Origin of the sequence: Shewanella sp. Shew256 (assembly GCF_002196695.1) — a bacterium.
Classification (GTDB): domain Bacteria; phylum Pseudomonadota; class Gammaproteobacteria; order Enterobacterales; family Shewanellaceae; genus Shewanella; species Shewanella mangrovisoli.
The window spans coordinates 181,615-206,235 of record NZ_NAJR01000004.1 but is presented as its reverse complement, the minus strand read 5'-3'; the positions used below and the strand labels follow the sequence as shown (position 1 = coordinate 206,235).

Here is a 24,621-nt window from a genome sequence, read left to right as displayed (position 1 = left end):
TTATCGCGATTGTTTATCCGCGCAGCTTATCCCAAGAGCTGAGCGCCAATCACGGCCACTCCGCAGAGCATAGCTAACAATAAACCGAGCTTCCCTCCCGCGACACGGTAACCCTGAGGCAGGTTTGCCTTATCGCGCGTTTGTCTTTGTACCCACACCATGGTCACGGGTAAAAAAATCGCGAGGATCACGAGGGCGATCGCCGCATAACCGAGGGCGGTTATAAATCCCTGCGGGTAAAAGAGGGCAAAACCCAGAGGTGGCACGAAGGTAATGGCGGCGGTGATACTGCGACCCGCAGCATTATCCTGCTGCCTTAAGTTCGCCGCCATAAAGTCAAACAGACCTAGGCTCACCCCTAAAAAGGAAGTTGCCAGCGCCAGATCGGCAAACACACTGATGGCAGAACTTAAGTATTGGCTGTGCAGTACACTGGCTAACTGATTGATAAAGCCTGAAAGACTCTGATTCGTCATCAGTTGGCTTTGACTGAGTACGCCTTGACTGCCCAGTTGCCACAGCAGGTAAATCAGTAGCGGTAACGCCGAGCCGAGCAGCATGATTTTACGCAGGCTTTTTACCTCAACGCCTAAGTAGCGCACCACGGATGGAATCGAGCCATGAAAACCAAAGGAGGTAAAAATCACTGGAATGGCCGACACGATAAGCCCTTGCTCTAGTGGCAACTCGAGTAAATGTGTGCCTTCGACCTGTGGCAGTAATAGGGCCAGCATTAGGATTAACGCGATGATTTTCAAACTAAAGAGCACGCGATTGATCAAATCGACACAATGGGTGCCTAAGCCGACTATGGTGCCGACTAACAGGGTAAATAAGATGGCGCCGGCCTGTGGCGGCAGATTTAATCCTAACCAAGCATTGAGCTTTTGATTGACTTGCTCGCCGCCACCCGCGATATAGGCGGCGCACAGGGCGTAGAGTAAAAACATGAGGGCAACACTGGCAATCACTTGGCCCTTAGCGCCCAAAAGTGTGCGGGCTAATTGGTTCAGGCTCGCATCGCTCGGGGCAAATTGGTGGATTTCAACCATCAGCAGGGCGGTGTAGGCCATCAGCGCCCAGAGGAGCAACATAATCAGGCTCGATACACCAAAACCGAGTCCTGCTGAGGCGATAGGAAGTGCGAGCATGCCCGCGCCGATGGTGGTGCCTGCAATCAGTAGCAAACTGCCGAAAAATTTATTTTGTGTCATAACTTTACGCTCAAACGTCTTTATTAATGGCTCAACTGTCTCAGATGAGTGCTTTATTGAGGAGCTGTGCAGAGTGGCGCGTGATACTGGGAATTAAAGGGTACGTGATGTACCTGTATTGTGATCGTGGCGCAATCTGCGGATCGTTGGGGATATGGCCACAATGGAAGGTCAGGCGGGTGTGCCTATCTATGCCATTGCGGCTACAGATAGGGATAATAAGCTGTGGTAATACGCATAAAACTCGCCTTTGCTTGGGGTTAATTCGGCACTTAATAACATCGAGTGACTTGAACACATCTAATGGCTTGGTCACATCACATAACGAAGGCAATTCGCCTGTTTTTAAATTTGTCTTAAACGTTAATAAGTTGCGTCAATGCCTCGTGCGGGTTCGAGGACGCAGGCTACGATAGGCAGTTAAGGTGTACTTGTCAACCATTACAACAGTATTTTGCTGATTTTTTGTCAGGGGCCAAGTGTACAATTTGTGTGACGTCGTGCCGTTTTTAGCAGAGGTTAAGAGTAGCAAGGTGGATTATGGAGGCTGAACTTTTGTTGGTTACGGCAAGTGAATAGGCCGTAACTGAATGCAAAATCAAGAGTACTCTGCCGCAGACCAAAAGGAATGCGGCAGAGTGGTGCTTCGAGGTTTGAAAGCGGACTACTTTTGCTGCGCTTTTTGATGGCGGGCAAGCAAGTTGGCGTTAATATCACTTAAGCTTAGTGATTGATCTTCAAGCAAGACTAACAAGTGATACACCAGATCCGATGCCTCGTTAATCAGCTCCTCTTTATCGTGGGTCGCTGCAGCCAAGGCGGTTTCTAATCCTTCTTCACCGACTTTTTGGGCGATGCGCTTAGTGCCACGGGCAAAAAGGGAAGCGGTGTAGCTCGACTCAGGGTTTTGTCCCTTACGCGAGGCGATAAGCTCGGCCAGATTGTTTAAAAACGGGTGGGCATTGCCATCGAGCCAGCAGCTTTCGGTGCCTTTATGGCAGGTTGGGCCATTGGGTAACACCTGCACCAGCAAGCTGTCGTTATCACAGTCTTTATCGATGGCAACCAATTTTAGGGTGTGGCCCGAGGTTTCGCCCTTGGTCCATAAACGTTGCTTAGAGCGGCTAAAAAACGTCACATCACCGGTCGCTAGCGTGTGCTGCAGCGCGGCTTTATCCATAAATCCGAGCATTAACACCTTGCCCGATAAGTGATTTTGGATAACCGCAGGGATAAGCCCCTGTTGTTTTTCCCAGTCGAGGCTATTAACCAGTTCTGCGCTTGCAGGGCCTTGGCAACAGCTTGAAGTGGTTCCAGTTGTCATATCTGTATACCTTATTATTTCTATCAATCGCTACTGATGTTGAGTTACTGGCGAATGGCGATGCCTTCGGCCGCTAAATACAGTTTTAACTCGCCGATATTGATAATGGCTTTATGGAACACGCTGGCCGCTAGCGCTGCATCCACCTTCGCATCGATGAACACATCGCGAAAATGTGTCATAGTGCCAGCGCCGCCCGAGGCGATTAAGGGCACATCGCACAGCTGGCGTACTAGGCTTAACTGTTTGATATCATAGCCACCGCGCACGCCATCTTGGTTCATCACGTTGAGCACGATTTCGCCGCAGCCGCGTTTTTGTACTTCTTCGACCCAATCCTGGGTGTACCAAGCGGTTTCTTTGGTGGCGGCTTCATCGCCGGTAAATTGCTTCACCTTATAACTGTCGCTTGCCGCATCATAAAAAGAGTCTATGCCGATCACTATGCATTGACGGCCGAATTCATCCTGCAGGCGTGAGATTAAACTCGGATCGCTAAGAGCGGGTGAGTTGACCGAAATCTTATCCGCGCCAAAGGCCAGTAACTCGCGCGCCTGGCCGATGGTTTTAATGCCGCCGGCAACGCAGAAGGGGATATCGATTTGCTCCGCCACTCGGCTCACCCAAGACTTATCGACCACACGGTCATGGGCACTGGCAGTGATATCGTAAAACACCAGTTCGTCGGCGCCCTCTGCGGCGTAACGCGCCGCGAGTGGTACTATGTCGCCAACGATTTCATGGTTGCGAAACTGTACGCCCTTGACCACGCAGCCATCTTTCACATCTAAACAGGGGACTATTCGTTTGGCCAGCATTGGATTGCCTCCGCCACATTAAACTGATTGATAAGTAAAGCTTTACCGATAATGATCCCCGCGGCGCCGCTGTCTCTGACGGCGGCAACATCCTCAAGGGTGGCAATGCCGCCCGAGGCTTGCCAAGCGATATTGGGATAGCGGCTGGATAGCTCATGGTAGAGTGCGGTATTGGCGCCAGTGAGGGTGCCATCGCGACTGATGTCCGTCACCAATGCATGTTTAAGCCCAACTTGGCTAAAGTCTTCGACGATAGACTCTAGACTCTTACCGCCACCGCTTTGCCAGCCAGAAACAGCGACGATTTTCTCGCCGTTCTGATTGATATTCACATCCAGTGCCAGGCAAATTGCCTCGCTGCCAAACTTGTTAAACCAGCCTTTGACTAGCTCTGGCTCTTTGACGGCGAGCGAGCCTATTACCACGCGTTTTACCCCAAGGGACAATAACTCGGCGACTTGCTCTTCAGTGCGGATCCCGCCGCCCACTTGAATATTGGCGTTAAGCCCCGCTGTCAGCTTAGCAATCAAAGCCGTTTGGCGTTTTGTAGGATCTTTCGCGCCAGTTAAATCTACAATATGCAGCCAGCTTGCCCCTTGGTCTTGGTAGGATTGCAACTGGGCCTGCGGGCTTAAATCGAAAGTGGTCTGCTGCCCATAATCCCCTTGGTAGAGCCTCACTACCTGGCCATCAATTAAATCAATTGCTGGAATAATCATCTGTTGTCCTTAATTCTTTTGGCGTATTTGCTGCCGCGCTTTATTGCTGAATGTTGTGGCTGAAAAAAGCTGGCTCAGCCAAACTTAGCTCCCCAACACTTAGCTCAGTCAAAAGCTAATAAGCGATTGCATTTACTGCATTTTTAAAAAGTTACCTAGGATTTGTGCACCCACGGCGGCGCTCTTCTCGGGGTGAAATTGCACGCCCATAAAGTTGTCTTTACCGATGGCGGCGCTAAAGTCCTCACCATAACGGCATTGTGCCAAGGTGTAGTCGCTTAATGGCGCGCGGTAGCTGTGCACAAAATACACGTAACTGCCTACTGGAACATCGGCAAACAGCGGGTGAACCTGAGACGGATTGCTAAAGGTCAGTTGGTTCCAGCCCATGTGCGGCAGAGGTAAACCTTCTGCCTTCAGTATTTGACGGTCTAGCTCGTCAATCTCGGTTGGAATAATGCCTAAGCATTGGCAATCCAGCGCTTGGCCGCCGCGTTCTTTAGAGAGCAGGGTGAGCATTTGCATCCCTAAACAGACGCCCAGCACGGGTTGAGTTAACCCCTGAATTAATTCGACTAAGGCTTTTTCCGTTAACGAAGCCATCGCGGCGCCAGCGCTGCCGACACCTGGCAGTACCACACGTTTGGCGGCTTTAATGCTGGCCTTGTCATCGGTGACTAATACCTTAGCGCCGAGGCGCTCAAAGGCGAAACGGACCGAGCTTAAGTTGGCGCAACCTGTGTCTATGATGACAACATCAAATTCATCTATGTTTGCTGACATTGGGTTTTCCTATTGATGGGTCAGTTGGGGAAGTGGCTTGTCGCCGCATTTCCTAAACTGCCCCTCGTTAAAATCATCAGGCTTAGTGTTATTTGCTTATGCGCCTAGATGAGGTCACTAAGCCGATAACAAATGTTGTTCCGCGGTGTTAGAGCACACCTTTACTCGATGGCAAGACATCGCCTTCAACTTTGACAGCCTGACGCAGCGCGCGGCCAAGTACTTTAAATAGCGCTTCGACCTTGTGGTGATCGTTGTCGCCTTCGGCGGCCACATGCAGGGTGCAGCGTAGGCCATCGGCAAAGGAGCGGAAAAAGTGCGGCACCATTTCGGTGGCCATTTCACCAACGTTTTCCCGTTCAAATTGGGCGGCGAATTTAATAAACGGCCTGCCGGAGAGATCCAGTAAGCATTCGCCCTTGGCCTCATCCATTGGCAAACTAAAACCAAAACGGGCAATACCGCGTTTATCGCCCAGCGCTTGGCGCAGTGCATCCCCGATTGCTAATGCCGTGTCTTCAACGCTGTGGTGATCGTCTATCTCAAGATCGCCATCGACATTCACCTCCATTTTGAAGTTTCCGTGGGTGGCGATTTGATCCAGCATATGGTCGAAGAAACCAATGCCAGTGTTGATGACGCCTTTGCTGGCATTGTCGAGATCGACAGTCACGCGAATATCGGTTTCCTTGGTGGTGCGTACCACAGTCGCGGTGCGGCCCTTGTTGAGTAAGGCATCGGCAATCGCGTCCCAGCCTAGGCTGCCACGTTGATATTGAAAGCTTTTTATCCCCATGGCATTGCCCAGTTCCACATCTGTGTGTCTGTCACCAATCACGGCGGACTGAGTAAAATCGATGGTGCCTTGGGTCAAAAAGTCTTTTACCAGTCCCAGTTTAGGTTTACGGCAGCTGCAGTTTTCATCGTTAAAGTGCGGGCAGATCAGTACATCTTCAAACTTAACCCCTTGGCTGGAGAGGATTTGCATCATCATATTGTGCGGCGCATCGAAATCTTCCTGCGGAAAGGAAGGGGTACCGAGTCCGTCCTGATTGCTAACCATCACCAACCTAAACCCAGCTTTTTGCAGGCGCAGTAAGGCGGGGATCACTTGGGGCTCGAATACCAGTTTAGCAAGGCTATCGACTTGTTTGTCGGTAATGGGCTCTTCAATCAAGGTGCCATCGCGGTCGATAAAGAGTATTTTCTGGGCGACATTTGGGGTAAATACTGGGTTCATGCTGCTACCTTTCAATTCAGTTTATTATCTTTATAAAATCAGTTTATTAGGCCAATGCTGCGACAAGACTTGCGCTAAATGCTCATAGCTTTTGCGATTCAAAGAGTGACACTAAGCGGTCGGTGTCAGCCTGAGAACTAAAGCTAAAACGAATGGCTTTAGCCAGCCTTGGATCCTTATAGGCCCGCGCGACAATGCCATTATCGATAAGTAGCTGTGCCACTTTGGTTACGTCGTCAAATTCGGCGAGCACATAGTTGCCATTGGGTGTTAGCACGGCGCCGCCCCATTGCTCGCAGTACAAATTCAGCGCCGCCGCGAGTCGCTCTCCCTGCGCATTGAGCTCTTTGACTTGGGTTTTCATCCGCGCAATCCCGGCAGGTGATAGCGCTTGCACGGCCACTTCACTCACCGGCAGTGGCACGGGATAGGGGGCAATCACCCGCATGATGATTTCGATAATCTCTTCATTGGCGAGCAAAAAGCCGCAGCGGGCGCCCGCTAAGGCAAAGGCCTTTGAAAGGGTGCGCAGCACCACAAGGTTTGGGTAAGACTCGAGTAAATCGGCGACGCTATATTCTGGGCAAAACTCGATATAAGCCTCATCGACAACAACAATGGCATCGGGCAGGGCTTGGATGGCTTGCTCTATGCGCGCCTTTTCAATCACAGTGCCAGTTGGGTTATTGGGATTACAGATAAACACTAACTTAGCGCCGCGCGCGGCCGTCGCCAAGTCACTTGGGAGACCGTACTGAGCCGTTAAGCTTAATGCCTTAACACCCACATTAAAGGTTTGCGCGCTAATGGCGTACATGCCGTAAGTGGGCCCAAAGGTCGCAATAGCGTCTATGCCTGGGACACAAAAGGCACGAATAAGCAATTCGATGGCCTCATCGGCGCCGCGACTGGCGACAATCTTGCTCTCTGCTACACCACTATATTGGCTGTAGGCATTGATCAACGCGGGCGGTTGGCACTCGGGGTAACGATTTAACTTAGATAAATCGAGTTCGGCAACCGCCACATTATTGAAGGGCGATTCGTTAGCGTTGATCCAAATGTCCCCTCGACCACCGAGCCTCCGAGCACTTTGGTAGGGCGTTAACTCGAGCAGTTCGGGACGCGCAAGACGTGCGGCAAGGGTTGTTGGCCCGATGCTTGTGGTATCGAGAGTATTGTTATCGAGAGTATTGCTGGCGCAATTGGCGCTCGGAATCTTTGTCACAGGCACATTGCTTGTTGGTGCTGGGCTCGTTGGTGCTTGGCTAGTTGGCACTTGGCTCATCCTATTCATCCTAAGTCTTGCTATGGCGTTAATTAAGCGTACAGTTGATTGCGTTACTTATTTCTATCAGTCCTTAAGACTGGCTAAGCGTATCGCGACCGCATTTTTATGGGCATCGAGTAACTCATTGCTGGCAAGGGTCATCACCGCTTGCCCGAGTCCGAGCAGGCCCTTGGCACTGAGCTCTTGCACCGTAAAGCGGCGGCTAAAGTCTGCCAAGGAGAGGCTTGATACCGCGCGGCTGTAACCGTAAGTCGGCAACACATGGTTAGTCCCACTGGCGTAATCCCCAACCGATTCGGGTGTATAGGCGCCTAAAAACACTGAGCCTGCGGCGCGAATATGTTTTAGTACGTCCCGTGGGAAGCGGGTTTGAATAATTAAGTGTTCGGGTCCATAGCGATTCGAAACGAGCGCCGCTTCTTGCATATCTTTGACCAAAATGGTGCGGCTGCCTTTTAGGGCGGTCGCGGCAATCTCTTGGCGCGGCAGGGCGGCCAGTTGTGACGCGAGCGCTTGATTGACTGCCTGTGCTAATGGCTCCGAATCCGTGACTAAAATGACCTGTGAATCTGGGCCATGCTCCGCTTGGGAGAGTAAATCCGCGGCAATAAACTGCGCATTGGCATCACTATCTGCAATCACCAACACCTCGGAGGGCCCCGCTGGCATATCGATAGACACAGTGCAGCGACCGTCCTGCGAGACTAAGCGTTTGGCTTCGGTGACATAACGATTACCCGGGCCGAAAATCTTATCGACGCTAGGAATCGTTTCAGTACCAAAAGCGAGTGCGGCAATGGCTTGCGCACCGCCCACTTGATAAATTTCGGTGATCCCACAGGCGCTTGCCGCATACACAATCGCATCGTTAATCGGCGGTGGACTCACCAATACGCGTTTTTCGCAGCCGGCAATTTTCGCGGGCAGGGCCAACATCATCACGGTCGAAATGAGAGGCGCGCTGCCGCCGGGAATATATAAACCGACTTTTTCAATCGGTTCGCTACGAAGTTCGCAGCGAACACCCGCTTGGGTTTCAATGTCTATGGGGCGAAATTGCTGCGCGCTGTGGAACACATCAATATTGGCCATCGCTTGGGCAATGGCGGCTTTAAGTTCTGCCGAGACTCGTGCGCTGGCGGCGCTAATCTCGCTTTCACTTAAGCGCAGGCTGTCGATATTGGCGCTACTGATATTTACAAGCTTGGCGCCATCAAACTTTTGATTAAATTCTTTCAGCGCCGCATCGCCACGGCTAGCCACGGCATCGACAATCGCCCGAACACTTTGTTCTAAGCCGCTGTCACCGATTAAAGGCGAGCGTTGGAGCGCGGCTTTTTGTGCATCGGTGGATAATGCTGCCCAAGTCAAAATATCCATAGTTCACCCCATCATTTTTTCAATTGGCATTACGAGGATAGAACTGGCGCCGAGCGCGGTGAGCTCTTCCATGGTATCCCAGAATAAATCTTCGGTACTGACGGCGTGGATGGCCACTCGATTAGTATCGTCGTTTAATGGCAGAACCGTTGGGTTTTCGGCACCGGGTAGCAGGGCGACAATTTGATCTAAGGTTTCTGTGGGCGCGTGTAGCAAAATATATTTGCTTTCACGGGCGCGGATCACGCCATTTACGCGGGATAAAATTCTGTCGATTAAGGCTTGTTTGCTCGGCGTTTGGGTTTGGGTCGATTGGATAATACAGGCCATGGAGCGGTAGATGACTTCGGTCTCGTATAAACCGTTGGCCTCAAGGGTGGCGCCGGTGGAGACTAAGTCACAAATGCCATCGGCAAGCCCGGCACGCGGCGCGACTTCAACCGAGCCTTTTAACATACAGTCGCGATAACTTATGCCTTTTTGTTGCATAAAACGGCGCAGCAGATTGGGGTAGGAGGTGGCAATTCGCAAGCCTTCCAAGGATGAGGCATCGGCATAGCTAAATTCGCTTGGCACAGCTAACGACAGGCGACAGGCACCAAAATCCAGTTGGCGCAACTTCACAAACTCGGCGGGTTTGTTTAAGGTTTGGCGCTCGATTTGCTCTTCTTCAAGCACATTCTCACCAATAATGCCTAAATCGACCACGCCATCCATCACCAGCCCTGGAATATCATCGTCACGCACTCTGAGTAAATCGATAGGCATGTTGTCTGCGTGTGCGATAAGGCGTTGTTCATTAATGGAAAACTTAACGCCACAGCTCTTGAGTAATTGCTGAGAGTCGGTGGATAAACGGCCAGATTTTTGGATGGCGATGCGTAAACGGTTTGATTCAGTCATAGTCTTGTCTCGCTCAAAGTTAACAAATTCAAAATGATATTCTTTTGTTGCATGGTTTAACTGGTTTCTATGTCTTGCCGGTATTTATCTAGCTAACATATTGAAATTACATACTAAACATGAGTTAAGTTGTAAGTTAAAAAGCCTAAAAGCAAAAAACCCCGGAATTCCTTCCAGGGGTTAGTGATCATCTTTGAATCAGTCCGCCAGAAGGATACAGTCCTCCGGCAGTGAGCGTCCGAAGGCTACCGCATATGGTGGTGATGATGGTGGATAGCGTTCAGTAATGGGCTCATATGACTCTCTATACTCTGTATTCTGTTGAATTCGGTGTTGGTGGATACTTATCCATCGAACGTTTTTTTAAGCTAACCGCTTTCTGTGCCGTTTGCAACAGCTAATTTTAACTAAATAAGAATATTTATGCGTTTTGTGAAAATGTTTCATCTTGGTGGTCGCAGGACGATAATCTGCTTATCGCAAGGAGGGGCGAATACTTGAGGTTTCCTAGAGGATGGCACAAAGCCGCCTGTGCGTTTAGACAAATTCGGCTGGCGGTAAGTATGGCAAATCTTGTCTAACAGCGTTCAATCTAGACTGGCGATAGTGGCTAAGTGTCAGTCACTGCGCTAATGCTGGATTAGCGCGTGACATCCCTTTTAGCGTGTTAAATATTCTCCAAGCAGGTGGTCAACTGTCTGTTGGCAATATTTGTCTTCACCACGCCAATATTCGGCAAATACCCAGTCATTTTTGCCTTTGCGTTGTCTATCTAAACAACGAGGTTTTAAGACTCCCAGACTGGCTAATATCTCGATTAATATTTGTCGCTCCGCTTTACTCGATTTAATTACACTCGCTAATCTTTTCTCCAGTGCGCTGGGATAATCGCTCGGGTCTGACGTTTCGATAATCGTTAATATCTGCCTGAAACAGGCAATATCATCTGACGTCGGCTCTGGAATATCGGCATTAATAAATTGGCTTAAATCAAAATAGGTATACAAAATATCCCCATGGCGCACGCCGCCCCATTTAATACGCTCGAAATTGAATACGTTAATATCCGCCTCGTTATAGGATTCGCTTCCTCGGATGCCATATTGACTGTCTCGGCAAATGCCGCAGGTATAGGAGTGTGCCGTTGGTTTGCCATCCGTATAGGAAGTGCCTGAAATGACAGGCGTATATTGATGTGATGGGATTTTTTGGGCGATCGCATAGGATGCAAGGGATGAGCGCCAATCCAATCGCCTAGAGGTTAGACTACTTAAAAATCCTTTTGTTACTTGTGTTTGCGATATGCCTTTAACTAGCGCCGTGATGGCAAGGATGCATTCATCGTGGGAGATAGTTAAAGGATCAAACATTAATCCTTTCGATTTGGCGTAGCTAAAATCGGACTCGGAGAGACTTCTATTTTTTGCGTCAATCCAACCATTCTTCCAATAGGTGGAGAATAAAATCCTTTTTGCTTTTTTATCCATAGCTGATTCTTTTAATAATTGGGTTTCATTTATCTTATAAAAACTTAATTAAAGCGGTTAGCTCTCTAAATTCATATAAGCATCGTTTTGATAGTAATAACTGACTGCATGAATTATGTCATGTAAGCTGGCATTAGGCAGCTGTTGCACTAAATTAGCCTTGATGCTTTGCAAATCGGCAATGCTTAAAAAGTATTGATAGCCTTGGGTTTGTGGGTAGAGAGGCTCATCCTGTTGGTCGCGCTCCTCTTCAAGTTCATCGTCAATGATTAACATCGTCATTGTGGGGTTCAATGGTTGCTCTGAGGTTTTATACACATCCAAGTACCACGAAAAAGAACCGAGTTGGGATAATAGGGTTTCCAAGGTTAATGTTAATCGCATGAAATATCCTTTTGTGCGAGCATCATTTACATCATTATGGCGAGTTAATTAAGGCGAGTTAATTAAACCGACAGAATTAGGCTTAAGGCCTCCACAGACTCAGCATGAACTCGGTTAACGCAAACGATGAAAAAATAAACAGTAAATTAATCAAGGCCCGCATAATCCAAGGCAATGCACCGTAGGACAGACCATATTTATTTGAGGCAATTACGATAACTCCCATGATGCCAAACCAAGGTGTAAAAAAGAACATGGCTTGCCATTTAACCAGTGCAACGGCGAGATCATGCAGCGCACCACTGACTAAAAAGGTGAGCAAGACGGCGAGCCATATGGGCAGAAACTGACTGAGAGGGCGCATGACATTACTAGATAAATAATATCCCCAAATCGGATTCCAATAATGCCAAAAAATAGGGAATGACTTAGCGCCAAGAGCGCGGGATAGCATATTCCTCATCGAGTGATTGGCACCCAGTGGCACACCATTTCGCTTTTTCACATATTGTGACAGTGATAATGTCGTTTGCATGGTTAACCTTTATGCTCCACGCTGCCCCTCATAGTGAGTGGTCTGCAGTCTGTTTTGCCGTCTAAAGTGTACGGTTATCAATATTCATTACAGCACTGCATCTGGCAAGCAGTAAGTTAGGCTTTTATCTGCCATAGCATAACAGGTTTGATCGATTTTCTCGGGGGACGGCCTAATAAAGATTCCTTGCTTGCCACTAACACGAATAAGCTGCGATTGATTATCCTGTCTCATAAAAATGGTACCGCCATTTTCGAGCGAGACATCAACTATGTACTCATTCATATTGGCGCAAATCGCGATCTCACAGGATTCAGAACGCTCTTCCTGCCCATCAATAAAGAGGCATTGCGAGGTCACTTCATCACAACCTGCCCATGAGGCGGGGTTAAAAGCCAACAATAGTAAAAAGCCTGAAAGGTATTTCATCGAATCATCCTGTTGCGTTATAAACGTTCATCCGTGGCTGATGAGCGCCAATCTATTAAAGCGTGTTGTCGACTGGCCGCCAAATTTCGCAATATTCTTGCATATACCTATGTTCGCGTTGAATTCGGCGCAGGACTGAAACTATTGGTATTATTAGGCGGGCTTAATTACACTGCGGCGACGACATCAGGCTCTTTAACGCTTGCTGACAAATTTACCCAGGTTTAGCCATCTCAGAACCGTATTTTTTAACTCTATGAAAGGACCTTGCTTGCCCTTGAATCACACCCGACGCCCAGCTATGCGGCAAGCCAAACTTCAGCAATCCAATCAGCAGTCGATCGACGCTCAACGTCCGATGAGCCGATTGGCGAGTGAAGTGCTGCGCGCTTTTGCCAGCGATGGGGTGCTCGCCAAGCATATTCAAGGGTTTAGTGCGCGTCAGAGTCAGGTTGAAATGGCGCAAATCATCAGTGAAGCGATTGCCAGCAAGGGCAATGCATTGATTGAAGCGGGCACCGGGGTCGGTAAAACCTTCGCATATTTAATTCCTGCCATCTTAAGTGGCAAGCAAGTGATCGTGAGCACGGGCAGTAAAAACCTGCAGGAGCAATTGTTTCTAAAGGATTTACCCGCATTGACATCTATGCTTGGGATCGCACCCAAGCTTGCGCTATTGAAAGGCCGCAATAATTATTTATGTCAATATCGACTCGATAGGCAGATGCAGGAGGCCAGCCATATTGAGGCGCGATTATTGGATGATTTACTGAAAATCAACCAATGGGCGGGCATGAGTAAGGATGGTGATATCGGTGGCTTAACTTCTGTTGCCGAAAACTCTCCCGCGCTTCCCTTAGTGGTCAGCACGAAAGAGACCTGTCTTGGGCAGCGCTGCGAATTTTATGATGCCTGTTTTACCCGCAAGGCCCGCAGCCGCGCCATGGACGCCAAAATCATCGTGGTGAATCATCACTTATTCTTTGCCGACAGCGTGTTAAAGGATACGGGCTTTGCCGAGCTATTACCCGATCCCGATGTCGTGATTTTCGATGAGGCGCATTTGTTGCCAGACATTTGTGTCAGTTACTTTGGGCAGCAATCGTCGAGTCGCACCATTGATGATTATCTGCAAAAGCTATTGCAGATTTATCAAACTGAACTCAGCGATACGGGGCAGATTGCTCAATTCTGTCAGCGCTGTTTGGCCAAGTTAAGTGATTGGCATAATGCATTATTTTCGAGCGGCGAGTCGGATTGGCGGCTGCAGCTTGGCAATAAATCCATCGCCTTAGCCTCTTGGGATTTATTAGCTGAATTAACCGCACTGCAAAAGCTGTTAGTTGTGCACGTGGGGCGCAGCGAATTATTGGATGATATTGCGGTAAAGCTGACTGAGCTAAACCATAAACTGAATCAATTTTTTAGTTGTGATAACCCACAGGCGGCCTACAGCGTTGAGTTTGGTAGCCGCTTTGTCATGCTACGGATGTCACCCATCAATATTGCACGCGAGTGTCAGCAGCTATTTGTGGCCAAGACTAGCTGGATCTTTACTTCGGCGACCTTGCAAGTGAACCGCAGCCTAGACCATTTTGCACAGGAGCTTGGGATAAGCGATGCCAAGGCACATATTTTAGACAGCCCCTTTGATTATCCGCGTCAGACCTTATTTTGTGTGCCGAGGCAACTGGGGAATGTGGCGAATCAGCAGCAAGCACTTAAGCAGTTAGTCGATGTGTGTGTCAAAGCGATTGAGGCGGCGCAGGGGCGAACCTTTATTCTGTTTACCAGCCATAAAATGCTCGAGCAAACCGCGCTGGCATTACGCACTCGCACTCAATACCCTCTGTTGGTACAAGGGCAGGCGGGTAAGCAGAGCCTACTGACCAAGTTTCGCCAACTGGGAAATGCGGTGTTACTGGGGACAAGCAGTTTTTGGGAAGGGGTGGACGTTCGCGGCAAGTTATTAAGTTGCGTGATTATCGATAAGCTGCCCTTTGTCTCGCCCGATGAGCCGCTTTACCGTGCTCGCGCCGACAATATCAGCCGTCAGGGGGGCGATCCTTTTACTCAAGTGTCGTTACCTCAAGCGATTATTGCGCTCAAACAAGGGGTTGGACGTTTGATCCGTGACGAAAAGGACTGCGGCGTACTCATTCTGTGTGATAATCGAATTGTGAATCGCGCCTACGGACAGGCGTTTTTAAATTCCCTGCCGCCGATGTCCCGCACCCGGGATTTAGACCAAGCCCTGCAATTTTTAAGGAAAATCCCTTAATACAATAATTAGTTGGAGCTAAAACGCTTCATTTGTGTAGGTTTTTTTATAGGGAGAATGAACGTGTTTACTTGGTTAAAAGGCTTAGTTTCTAAAGATGTATTGATTGAGTTAACGGAAGCTAAGATTACGATAAAGTCTTTTGGTGATAAGACCTGTATTGAATATGAGCCTGTGCTTGCCCTCGTCGATGAGCCGACTCAGACGCGGATCAAGGCCATTGGTCGCGAGGCGATGGGTTTGCAGGGCGAGGGCGTTCGGCTAGTTAATCCTTTTTCCCATCCTAGGATGTTTGTCGCAAGCTTTGAATTCGCCGAAAAGCTGCTCCAATATGGCATTTCGCAACTTCATACATCTGGATTTCGGGCAACGCCTAGGGTGATTGTACACCAGTTAGAAAAGACTGAAGGCGGCCTTACCGATGTTGAGGATAGAGTACTGCGTGAACTTGCCACGGGCGCTGGTGCAAGAGAAGTGGTGATTTATCTTGGCCCTAGACTCAATACTGACCTCGATACGTTTGATGAGATCAAGCGCCGCGTTGAAACACAGAGAGCCTATAAAAAATTAATCTAAGGTGAGATTCAACTTACTTTGCCGATATTCGAGGGTAAGCATGGCCTGCCGCGACAGGCCATGATCTCAGGATTAGAAGCTTGCCGTTACCCCAGCATACACGCTGCGGCTCTTTTGAATGTAATCCAAATCGGTGGCAATTTGATCGCGCTCGGCATCCGTCAAGTTAGTCACCCCTAGTTTTACCCTAAACATAGGGTTAATTTGATAATTCACACCTAAATCAAGTGAGCCATAACCATCTGATTTAACGTTGGTTCTAAGATATTGTTCACCCGTGTAGTGATAAGCTATAAAGGTGGATAATCCCTCTAACGCCTGCCATTGCAGTTTCAGGTTGTAGCTATCTTCAGGCGTTAAAGTAAAAGGCGCGCCATTTTGTTTATCCTTGGCATCGGTTTTACTGTAGTTACCACTGATACTTAAGCTGTCGGTTAAGTCGTACCATGCCTGTAATTCCCAACCAGTGATCTTAGCTTCGTTAACGTTTTGATAGGTGAGTACGGCGCCCGGGGTTCTGTCCCAGGTCTCGGTGATGATTTTGTTTTCTACATCATTATGGAAATAGGTGATAGAGCCGCCAAAATCTGTGGTTTGGTATTGGGTCGATAGCTCGTAGTTCACCGAGGTTTCAGGTTGCAAATCCGGATTGCCCGCCACAGAGCAGGCACCACGACAGGCTGGGATAATATAATCGGCTTGGGACTGCGACATATTCGGTGCTTTAAAGGCTTTACCACCGCCGCCTTTGATCACCCATTCGGAGCTGAGCGGATAAACCAGATAGAGGCGAGGACTAAATTCGGTGCCATATACATCGTGGTGATCGACACGGCCACCGAGGGTGAGACTCAGTTCGCCTAAACTGAACTCATCCTGCAGATACAATGCCGACTGACTATCGTCTAAGGTGCCATCGCCTAAAATATTGCGGCTGTTCTCAAGCTTGGTCCAACGGTATTCGGCGCCGCCCGTCAGCATATGCTCGCCGAGTAACACTGTGGTTTGGCCGTCGAGATTGTGGTTGGTTTGAGTGATATGGCCAATTTGCGCGATCAGTGCCGAATCATCGGTTACTTCGACATTTTCATAATAGTAGCGCAGGCGAGTATCACCCCAGTCCCAACGGCCGTTATGGGTCAATCCTGAGCTAATGCGTTCCGCCTGTTGGTTGTTGGTCAGGATCGTGCCGTAGTTATTCCAGTCTGACTCACGCTCGTCGTTGGCGTAACTAATATCAAATTGCATATCCTGCTGCTTATCGATTAACCATTGCAGATTGGCTAAGGCGCTGATCTCATCCCTGTCTTCGAGGGCATCGATCGTCGGCTTTAAATCTGAACGCCAGGCATCACGTTTATTGCTATCGACAATCAAGTTCGCCAGCAGTTTATCCTTAACGAGTGCGCCGCTAGTGTAGAAGTTGTATTTAGTGCTATCACCACCTTCACCACTGGTTGGCGTGTCGTATTGCACGCCAACACTGGTTTGCCAAGTTTCGGTCGGTTGGCGCAGGATAACGTTGACTACGCCACCTAAGGCTTCGGAGCCATAGAGGGATGACATGGGGCCGCGAACTAACTCAATGCGCTCGATAGCAGACATGGAGATAGATGACAGGTCGAAGTCATTGCCATAGTTGGAGGTCAGCGCCTCGCGGGAATTGACGCGGCGGCCATTGATCAAGATTAAGGTGTAGTCAGAATCCAGACCCCGAAGGCTGATTTCATTGCGGCCATAGGGCGTACCTTCACTGATATTCACTCCCTGTAAATAACGCACAGCACTGGCGAGATCATCAATCACTAAGGCTTCAAGCTCAGTGCGATTAATCACTGATACTGATGCTGGCGCCGATAGCTCAGAGTGTTTGGTTTGCGTCGCAGTGATCACCATACGTTCCATCTCGCCTGTGGCGCTATCGTCGGCGAGTGCCGTTGCCGATATAGCACTGAGGCCGAGGCTGATAGCTAAAGGGAGGACTTTACGGGAAAATCGCGTCAGACGAGGGGTAAAATCGGGTTGTGCAGGCATATCATTCTTCCTTGTAAAATTTTGGCGAATGATAATTATTCTTAAATGCGTCAACAAGTCGCTATGCCACAGTTAAGTGTAAAGCCAGTGTAAATTTTATATTTACAACAAAGGGATACTGTTCTGTTACCGTAAAAATAAGTGTTTGCTTTGAGGTGAACTTAAATCCCGATGAGTGGTTGTATGCTGTCAATCATGCTTTGCAAGCAGGTTTGATAAATGCTGGTTGTTGGTGTTAACGCTTAATATTCATGCTTAGCGTGCGTCTAAGTTACGACGGTTTGAAATGAACCTCGTTAGATGAAGCTTAATAGAAGCTCAGTTAAAGCTCGGCAGTTTAAAGTGTTAACAGGCTAGTTAGTGCACGGAATGAGACAATAAGCAGAAATGCTGAGGGAAGGTCATAAATCTAGGGGAGGCCTATAGGAGCATATAGATGAAGGGATAAACGTTATCCCTTCATCTATTACTCGACACTCAATTTTCAGTATTAGACCTTAAGTCCAACCATTAACTGATCGAGTTGGCCAGCGGTGGCTTGTAATTCATCACAACCCGACACAGATTGGTTCGCCGATTGCTCGACATCGTGGGATTGATTGCGAATTTCCATCAGATTGGTGGCGATTTCGTTAGCCACGGCCGATTGTTCTTCGGCAGACGTTGCGATCAATACGCTCATTTCAAATACGCGGCTGCTATGGTGGGCAATCGACTCGAGATCCTTACCCGTTTGCAGCACATGTTGTTTGCCTTCACTCGCTTGGCTAACGGTGCGTGACATCACTTGCGTCAGGTTGCGGCTGCCCTGTTGCAATGACTCGATCATCGACTTGATTTCAACCGTTGCCGCCTGAGTGCGACCTGCAAGGGTTCTCACCTCATCGGCCACCACCGCAAAGCCACGGCCCTGTTCGCCCGCGCGCGCTGCTTCAATCGCGGCATTGAGGGCGAGTAGGTTAGTCTGCTGCGAAATGGCATTAATGGTTGAAACGACTTCATCGATTTTGCTGGCGTTTTCGTTGAGGATATTGACTGCATCCGAGGCGGCAGAAATCTCATCCGACAGCACATCAATCGCGCTTACCGTGGTTTCAATATCCTTAGAGCCCGCATTGACCTGCTGATTCGCCTCTTGGGTTTCGGCGGAGGATTGCTCGGCGTTGCGCGCCACTTCTTTAACCGCAGCGGTCATTTCTTCCATCGCCGTGGCTAAGGAATCGAGGTGCTGACGTTGATTGACCGCAAGGGCTTGTCCTTGCTGCGCCGTGCTTCTAAATGATGAAACCACTTCGCGGATTTTGCTGGTGGATTCAGCAATTTGCTTCACTAGGGTATGTTGACGCTCGACCAAGGTGTCGATACTAATCGCTAAAATGCTGAATTCATCTTTCACTTCGAAGAAGTTTAATCGGCCAGTCAAATCCCCCGAGGCGGCGCGTTTGAGCGCCATCACTGTGGTATAGAGTGCACCGCCCACAAAGGTGGAGATGTAGTAGCTAAACAGGAAGAGCACGAATAACAGCACTGCCATCACGCCATAAACTAAGATGTTGTCATCGGCCAGTAAGGCATCAATCGCGCGATCGTCGACGGGAATGATAGTGACGAGGTTTTGAGCGTTAACCGAGCTTATCGCCCGATTAGGTGAACTGCTGGTATCGATACCGCCACCACTGCGTGCAAGGGTTTGCGCGCGGCTGTCGGCCTCTGAAACCGTGACAATCCGAACATTCTGCAAGCCTTGGCCTAAAAGATTGGGGAGATTTTGCTGTTCTTGTTCGGGCAGTTTGTTATAGATCTGCGCCGCGAGTTGATTGATTTTCTGTGACGAGTCCTGAATGCCGTTCAAATGGCTTTCGAGCAGGGTATCCCTAAACTGAGTATTTAAAAATACCGCTAATCCCACAATCATAAACATGGGAACTAGGGCGAGAATTGCAAATTTGGTTTTTAAGGTCATGTGGATAAGATATTGATCTATCCAGCGAAATTTTACTTCTTTCATTAGCGCCTCGATAAATTGGGCTGTGACCAAATGGATATTGGTCGGTTTGCCATAGACTTTATGATTTTCTGTCTTGTAAGCAGTTGCTTGTATTATTGTTGTCCAATTGCAGTCTTTTTGAGTTTATTTGCTGCAATTTTGGCAAGGTACAAACGTAAGTTTACAGTTTAGCTACATATGTAGCTAGTGGTAGCAGATGATGAACCGTTTGCTGTAAAAATCAGCAATCGTGATTTGTTACTCTCCAACTCGCGGCATTTGTTGGGGTAACACATGAATTTGCATGATAAAAACCCCGAATAAACCCTAGTAATATGCCGCTCGCTCGCGTAAAATTTCTCTCCTTTTATTTCGTTATAGCTAGCAAAGCGTCTGGCATTAACGCCCGATAACCTGAGCACCCAAATAGCCTGAAAGTTTGGCGCCCATAGCACTTGTTTATCAAGCGCGACTATGCAGTGGAAGAGAAAATGCAGCAGTTAACTGAGATCGTAGAACAAGCCTTAGTCATTATTGACCAGGCCAGTGATCTAAAAGCACTGGATGATATCCGTGTCGATTACCTGGGTAAGAAGGGTAAGATCACCGACATGATGAAAATGATGGGCAGCTTAAGTCCTGAAGAAAAACCCGCTTTTGGTCAGGCGGTCAATGATGCGAAGCAGGCCATTCAACAGAAATTAACTGAGCGCATCGACGGCCTGAAAAGTGCCGAACTGGAAGCCAAGTTAATCGCCGAAAAGATTGATGTGACGCTACCTGGCCGCACTATCGACATCGGTGGTTTACACCCAGTGACGCGCACCATTGAACGTATCGAAACCTTTTTTGGGGAATTAGGGTTTTCGGTAAAACAAGGGCCAGAAATCGAAGATGACTTCCATAACTTCGACGCCTTGAATATCTCTGAGCACCACCCAGCGCGTGCTGACCACGATACGTTTTACTTTAATCCTAAGCTGATGCTGCGTACCCAAACCTCGGGCGTGCAGATCCGTACTATGGAAACTGAAAAGCCGCCACTGCGGATTATTTCACCGGGTCGTGTGTATCGTAACGACTACGACCAAACTCACACGCCAATGTTCCACCAAGTGGAAGGTTTGCTGGTGGATGAAAACGTTAACTTCGCCGAGTTAAAAGGCGTGTTGCATGACTTCCTGCGTAACTTCTTCGAGGAAGATTTACAGGTGCGTTTCCGTCCTTCTTACTTCCCATTCACTGAACCTTCAGCCGAAGTAGACGTAATGGGTAAAAACGGCAAATGGTTAGAAGTGTTAGGCTGCGGTATGGTGCACCCGAACGTGCTACGCAGCGTGGGCATCGATCCAGAAAAATACTCTGGTTTTGCTTTTGGTATGGGCGTTGAGCGTTTAACTATGCTGCGTTACGGCGTAAACGATCTACGTGCGTTTTTCGAAAACGACCTGCGTTTCCTGAAGCAATTTAAATAACGGAGCTGTATAGCATGAAATTTAGCGAATCTTGGCTTCGTGAGTGGGTCAATCCTGCCGTTAGCCGTGAAGCATTATCCCACCAGATCACTATGGCTGGCCTCGAAGTCGATGGCGTTGATGCCGTGGCTGCCGAGTTCAACGGCGTAGTGATTGGTGAAGTGGTCGAATGTGGCCAGCACCCAGATGCAGACAAACTGCGCGTGACTAAAGTCAGTGTCGGCAGTGGTGAACTTATCGATATCGTTTGCGGCGCACCTAACTGCCGCCAAGGTCTACGCGTTGCCGTTGCCATGGTAGGGGCGGTATTGCCAGGCGATTTTAAAATTAAAAAGGCTAAGCTGCGTGGTATGCCTTCAGAAGGCATGCTGTGTTCATACAGCGAGCTAGGCATCGACATCGACAGCGATGGCATTATCGAACTGCCATTAGATGCGCCATTAGGCACGGATTTACGTGAGTATCTCCAGCTTGATGACGCTGTGATTGAAGTGGATTTAACCGCTAACCGTGCCGACTGTTTAGGCATGGTGGGTCTGGCTCGTGAAGTCGGCGTGTTAAACCGTGCTGCTGTGACTGAGCCACAATGGCAAGCTGTTACGCCAACCATTGATGCCAAAGTGGCTATCAATGTGAAGGAAAGCGCAGCGTGCCCACGCTACTTAGGTCGTGTGGTGAAGAATGTGAACGTGAAAGCGGCTACGCCATTATGGATGCAGGAAAAACTGCGCCGCAGCGGCATTCGTTCAATCGACCCTATCGTCGATATCACTAACTTCGTGTTAGTTGAATTCGGCCAACCTATGCACGCCTTCGACCTTGCCAAGCTGACTGGCGATATCCAAGTGCGTTTAGGCAATGGCGAAGAGAAAATCACCCTGCTCGATGGCAGCGAAGTGACCATTCCAAGCGATACCTTAGTGATTGCCGACGATGCCCGTCCATTAGCGCTTGCTGGGGTATTTGGTGGCGAATACTCGGGTGTGAGTGATACCACTCAAGACATTCTGCTCGAATGTGCCTTCTTTGCACCATTAGCGATTATGGGTAAATCACGCCGTTTAGGTCTGCATACCGATTCATCACACCGTTTCGAACGTGGTGTTGACCCTGAGATGCAGCACAAAGTTATGGACCGTGCGACTCGCTTAGTGCTGGATATTTGCGGCGGTGAAGCGGGCCCTGTGGTTGAAGCCAAATCTGACGCTGACTTACCAAAGCCTGCGCAAATCCTATTGCGTCGCAGCAAGTTAGATAAAATTCTAGGTCACCATGTTCCCGATAGCGACGTGGTTGAAATCCTCGAACGTTTAGGTTTCGGCGTGGTAGCAGGCGAGGGTTGCTGGCAGGTGACTACCGCCACTTACCGCTTCGATATGGCGATTGAAGAAGACTTAATCGAAGAAGTGGCCCGTATCTACGGTTACAACAACATTCCAAACGTTGCGCCTGTGGCGTCACTGCGGATGTCAGACCATAAAGAAACCGATTTAAGCCTCAAGCGCGTACGTTCGCTGTTAGTGGCCCGTGGTTTCCAAGAAGCCGTGACTTACAGTTTCGTCGATCCTAAGCTGCAAAATCTGATTCACCCAGGTGAGCAAGCCATGGTGTTACCGAACCCAATATCTAGCGAAATGTCGGCCATGCGTTTGTCAATGTTCACAGGATTATTGACTGCGGTTGGCTACAACCAAAGTCGTCAACAGGGTCGTGTGAGACTTTTTGAAACTGGCCTGCGCTTTGTTCCTGATATTAATGCAGAATCAGGTGTAAGACAGCAAGCTATGCTCGGTTGCGTCATAACTGGCCTCCAAAATGACGAACATTGGGCTATGGAATCGAAAACTGTTGATTTTTTCGACCTTAAAGGCGATTTAGAAGCAATTATCGGCTTGACAGTTTCCGCATCAGAATTTAGCTTTAGAGTAGCGACGCATTCTGCTCTTCATCCAGGGCAATGTGCTGAAATATTGAGAAATGATCGAGTGATCGGTCATATAGGTGCTATCCATCCTAGTTTGGAGAAGCCTTTTGGACTCAATGGTAAAACCATCGTTTTTGAGTTGGAATTGGATGCTTTATTGCATACCAGTTTACCGCTAGCCCAAGCTGTATCTAAGTTCCCGGCTAATCGTCGTGACATCGCAGTAGTCGTAGATGAAAGTGTATCTGCAGGCGATGTAATGAAATTGATAAGAAAAGTTGGCGAAAATCAGTTGGTTGGCATAAACTTGTTCGATGTATACTTAGGTAAAGGTGTTGAGCCCGGCAAGAAGAGCTTGGCGATAGCACTTACGTTACAAGACACTACTCGTACACTTGAGGAAAAAGAGATCGCTGAGACAGTAGAATCAGTTGTTTCTGCCCTGAAGACCGAGTTCAACGCATCGTTGAGGGATTAAAGTATGGCACTTACCAAAGCCGAAATGGCAGAACATCTTTTTGAAACACTAGGCATTAACAAGCGTGTCGCTAAAGAGATGGTTGAGTCGTTCTTTGAAGAAATTCGAGGCGCACTTGAAAGTGGTGAGCAGGTCAAGTTATCTGGCTTTGGCAACTTTGACCTTAGGGATAAGAATCAAAGACCGGGAAGGAACCCAAAAACAGGCGAGGATATCCCGATTTCCGCTCGCCGTGTCGTGACCTTCCGTCCCGGCCAGAAACTGAAAACTCGCGTAGAAGCAGCTAACGCGGGCAAGTAATTTCTTAAAGTTTGATAGGAAAGCCACTCCATCGCGAGTGGCTTTCCTATTTTCTTCCTATGCGAATTCAGTCTTTAACTGTCTGAGGTGATTTCTTTGTCAAGACAGCCCAAACATTTTGACCGACGTTTTCAACTGGCCTTATTGCACCCTAAATATTGGGTCACTTGGTTGGCGATCGGCCTATTAGTGATTTTTGGGATCATGCCCGCGTGGCTGCGTGATCCTATCGCCAGAACCTTGGCCAAACTGGTGGCGCCAATTGCGAAAAAGCCAATAGGCATTGCCAGAGCGAACTTAAAGGCGTGTTTCCCTGAAAAATCCGCCGCAGAGATTGAAGCCTTAATCGATGAGAACGTACAGAACTTCGTCTTAGTGCTGTTATCTCAAGGTGAGCTGTTGGTACGCTCAAAGGCGCATTTACACCGCCGTGTGAATCTCATGGGCTTTGAGCACGTACAAGCGGCGCAAGCGGAAGGACAGCCTGTAATATTTATCATGCCCCATGTGTGGCCCATCGATTATGCGGGACTGAGGTTAAACCTCGACTTGCCCATGGTGACTATGGCTAAGGCCCACAAAAACGCTTTATTCAACTGGTTTAACAATCGGGTACGTAGCAGTGGTGGTGGCCATGTTTATATGCGAGAGGCGGGGATCCGCGCCTTGTTGGCCGAATTGAAGCAGAACAATAGCTTTTTCTACCTGCCCGATGAAGATTTAGGCCCAGATCAGAGCGTGTTTACCCCGTTTTTAGGCACAGTTAAAGCGACATTACCCGTGGTTGGCCGCTTAGCTCAGGCGGGAAATGCCCAAGTGCTGCCGGTGAAAATTGGTTATAACCAAGCTTCACGCCAGTTTGATTTAACCGTAATGCCCGCCATTGCCGCCGAAGACATGGTCGGTAAAGAAAACGAAGCGTTAGCTCTGAATAAAGCGGTTGAGCAAGTGATCCTCGCTTACCCTGAGCAGTATATGTGGTTCTTAAGATTGCTTAAGACCCGCCCTGAAGGGCAGGCCTCGATTTATCAATAGTGATTTATCTATAGCGACTTATCG

Annotated in this window: 21 protein-coding genes; 6 read left to right on the top strand and 15 right to left on the bottom strand. The window is 48.7% G+C overall.

Features of this window, described 5'->3' with window-relative positions; all coding sequences use genetic code 11:
• Positions 1-26: 26 nt before the first annotated feature.
• The 13 genes from B5P39_RS09010 to B5P39_RS08950 form a co-directional block, all read right to left on the bottom strand.
• The gene (locus tag B5P39_RS09010) at positions 27-1,214 is read right to left on the bottom strand and encodes an aromatic amino acid transport family protein (RefSeq protein WP_088211260.1); all 1,188 of its coding nucleotides are present in this window, start codon (positions 1,212-1,214) and stop codon (positions 27-29) included.
• A gap of 664 nt (positions 1,215-1,878) precedes the next feature.
• Positions 1,879-2,538 (bottom strand): bifunctional phosphoribosyl-AMP cyclohydrolase/phosphoribosyl-ATP diphosphatase HisIE, encoded by a 660-nt coding sequence (hisIE, locus tag B5P39_RS09005; protein ID WP_023267317.1) that lies wholly within the window; start codon positions 2,536-2,538, stop codon positions 1,879-1,881.
• Positions 2,539-2,582: 44 nt separating this feature from the next.
• Entirely contained in the window at positions 2,583-3,356 is a 774-nt protein-coding gene (gene hisF, locus B5P39_RS09000; RefSeq protein ID WP_088211259.1) for an imidazole glycerol phosphate synthase subunit HisF, read from the bottom strand.
• A complete protein-coding gene (gene hisA, locus B5P39_RS08995; protein WP_088211258.1) occupies positions 3,338-4,075 on the bottom strand; it encodes a 1-(5-phosphoribosyl)-5-[(5-phosphoribosylamino)methylideneamino]imidazole-4-carboxamide isomerase in 738 nt (245 codons plus the stop codon). Before hisA ends, hisF begins: the two co-directional genes overlap by 19 nt.
• A 132-nt stretch (positions 4,076-4,207) precedes the next feature.
• The gene (gene hisH, locus B5P39_RS08990; RefSeq protein ID WP_088211257.1) at positions 4,208-4,858 is read right to left on the bottom strand and encodes an imidazole glycerol phosphate synthase subunit HisH; all 651 of its coding nucleotides are present in this window, start codon (positions 4,856-4,858) and stop codon (positions 4,208-4,210) included.
• Between the two features lie 148 nt (positions 4,859-5,006).
• Entirely contained in the window at positions 5,007-6,098 is a 1,092-nt protein-coding gene (gene hisB, locus B5P39_RS08985; RefSeq protein ID WP_088211256.1) for a bifunctional histidinol-phosphatase/imidazoleglycerol-phosphate dehydratase HisB, read from the bottom strand.
• Positions 6,099-6,180: 82 nt separating this feature from the next.
• Entirely contained in the window at positions 6,181-7,386 is a 1,206-nt protein-coding gene (gene hisC / locus B5P39_RS08980; RefSeq protein WP_088211255.1) for a histidinol-phosphate transaminase, read from the bottom strand.
• 66 nt (positions 7,387-7,452) lie between these two features.
• Positions 7,453-8,769 (bottom strand): histidinol dehydrogenase, encoded by a 1,317-nt coding sequence (hisD, locus tag B5P39_RS08975; RefSeq protein WP_088211254.1) that lies wholly within the window; start codon positions 8,767-8,769, stop codon positions 7,453-7,455.
• A gap of 3 nt (positions 8,770-8,772) precedes the next feature.
• Entirely contained in the window at positions 8,773-9,672 is a 900-nt protein-coding gene (gene hisG, locus B5P39_RS08970) for an ATP phosphoribosyltransferase (protein ID WP_088211253.1), read from the bottom strand.
• A 659-nt stretch (positions 9,673-10,331) separates the two neighbouring features.
• Positions 10,332-11,159 carry a hypothetical protein gene (locus B5P39_RS08965; RefSeq protein ID WP_088211252.1) on the bottom strand — a complete coding sequence of 276 codons (828 nt, stop codon included), beginning with the start codon at positions 11,157-11,159 and terminating at the stop codon, positions 10,332-10,334.
• Positions 11,160-11,216: 57 nt separating this feature from the next.
• Entirely contained in the window at positions 11,217-11,543 is a 327-nt protein-coding gene (locus B5P39_RS08960; protein WP_088211251.1) for a DUF7716 domain-containing protein, read from the bottom strand.
• Between the two features lie 82 nt (positions 11,544-11,625).
• Positions 11,626-12,078, bottom strand: a complete 453-nt coding sequence (locus B5P39_RS08955) for an acyltransferase (protein WP_088211250.1) — start codon at positions 12,076-12,078, stop codon at positions 11,626-11,628.
• Between the two features lie 87 nt (positions 12,079-12,165).
• Complete coding sequence (locus B5P39_RS08950) at positions 12,166-12,507, bottom strand: hypothetical protein (RefSeq protein ID WP_088211249.1); 342 nt, start codon at positions 12,505-12,507, stop codon at positions 12,166-12,168.
• Between the two features lie 301 nt (positions 12,508-12,808).
• On the opposite strand from B5P39_RS08950, the gene B5P39_RS08945 reads away from it, so the two are divergent.
• Together B5P39_RS08945 and B5P39_RS08940 are read left to right on the top strand one after the other, a co-directional pair.
• Positions 12,809-14,788, top strand: coding sequence for an ATP-dependent DNA helicase (locus tag B5P39_RS08945; protein WP_176399907.1), 1,980 nt, complete (start codon positions 12,809-12,811; stop codon positions 14,786-14,788).
• Between the two features lie 57 nt (positions 14,789-14,845).
• Positions 14,846-15,364 (top strand): rod shape-determining protein, encoded by a 519-nt coding sequence (locus B5P39_RS08940; RefSeq protein ID WP_176399896.1) that lies wholly within the window; start codon positions 14,846-14,848, stop codon positions 15,362-15,364.
• 72 nt (positions 15,365-15,436) lie between these two features.
• Here the strand turns inward: B5P39_RS08940 and B5P39_RS08935 are convergent, their stop codons facing one another.
• Both B5P39_RS08935 and B5P39_RS08930 read right to left on the bottom strand, forming a co-directional pair.
• Positions 15,437-17,398 (bottom strand): TonB-dependent receptor domain-containing protein, encoded by a 1,962-nt coding sequence (locus B5P39_RS08935; RefSeq protein WP_088211248.1) that lies wholly within the window; start codon positions 17,396-17,398, stop codon positions 15,437-15,439.
• A gap of 490 nt (positions 17,399-17,888) precedes the next feature.
• Entirely contained in the window at positions 17,889-19,406 is a 1,518-nt protein-coding gene (locus tag B5P39_RS08930) for a methyl-accepting chemotaxis protein (RefSeq protein WP_088211247.1), read from the bottom strand.
• 470 nt (positions 19,407-19,876) lie between these two features.
• Between B5P39_RS08930 and pheS the strand changes: the two genes are divergently transcribed.
• The 4 genes from pheS (at position 19,877) to lpxM (ending at position 24,597) form a co-directional block, all read left to right on the top strand.
• Entirely contained in the window at positions 19,877-20,860 is a 984-nt protein-coding gene (gene pheS / locus B5P39_RS08925) for a phenylalanine--tRNA ligase subunit alpha (protein ID WP_011626306.1), read from the top strand.
• Positions 20,861-20,874: 14 nt separating this feature from the next.
• Positions 20,875-23,262, top strand: coding sequence for a phenylalanine--tRNA ligase subunit beta (gene pheT / locus B5P39_RS08920; protein WP_088211246.1), 2,388 nt, complete (start codon positions 20,875-20,877; stop codon positions 23,260-23,262).
• A gap of 3 nt (positions 23,263-23,265) precedes the next feature.
• Complete coding sequence (gene ihfA / locus B5P39_RS08915; RefSeq protein ID WP_011716870.1) at positions 23,266-23,562, top strand: integration host factor subunit alpha; 297 nt, start codon at positions 23,266-23,268, stop codon at positions 23,560-23,562.
• Positions 23,563-23,658: 96 nt separating this feature from the next.
• On the top strand, positions 23,659-24,597 hold the full coding sequence (gene lpxM / locus B5P39_RS08910; protein WP_088211245.1) for a lauroyl-Kdo(2)-lipid IV(A) myristoyltransferase: 939 nt from the start codon (positions 23,659-23,661) through the stop codon (positions 24,595-24,597).
• Positions 24,598-24,621: the final 24 nt, after the last annotated feature.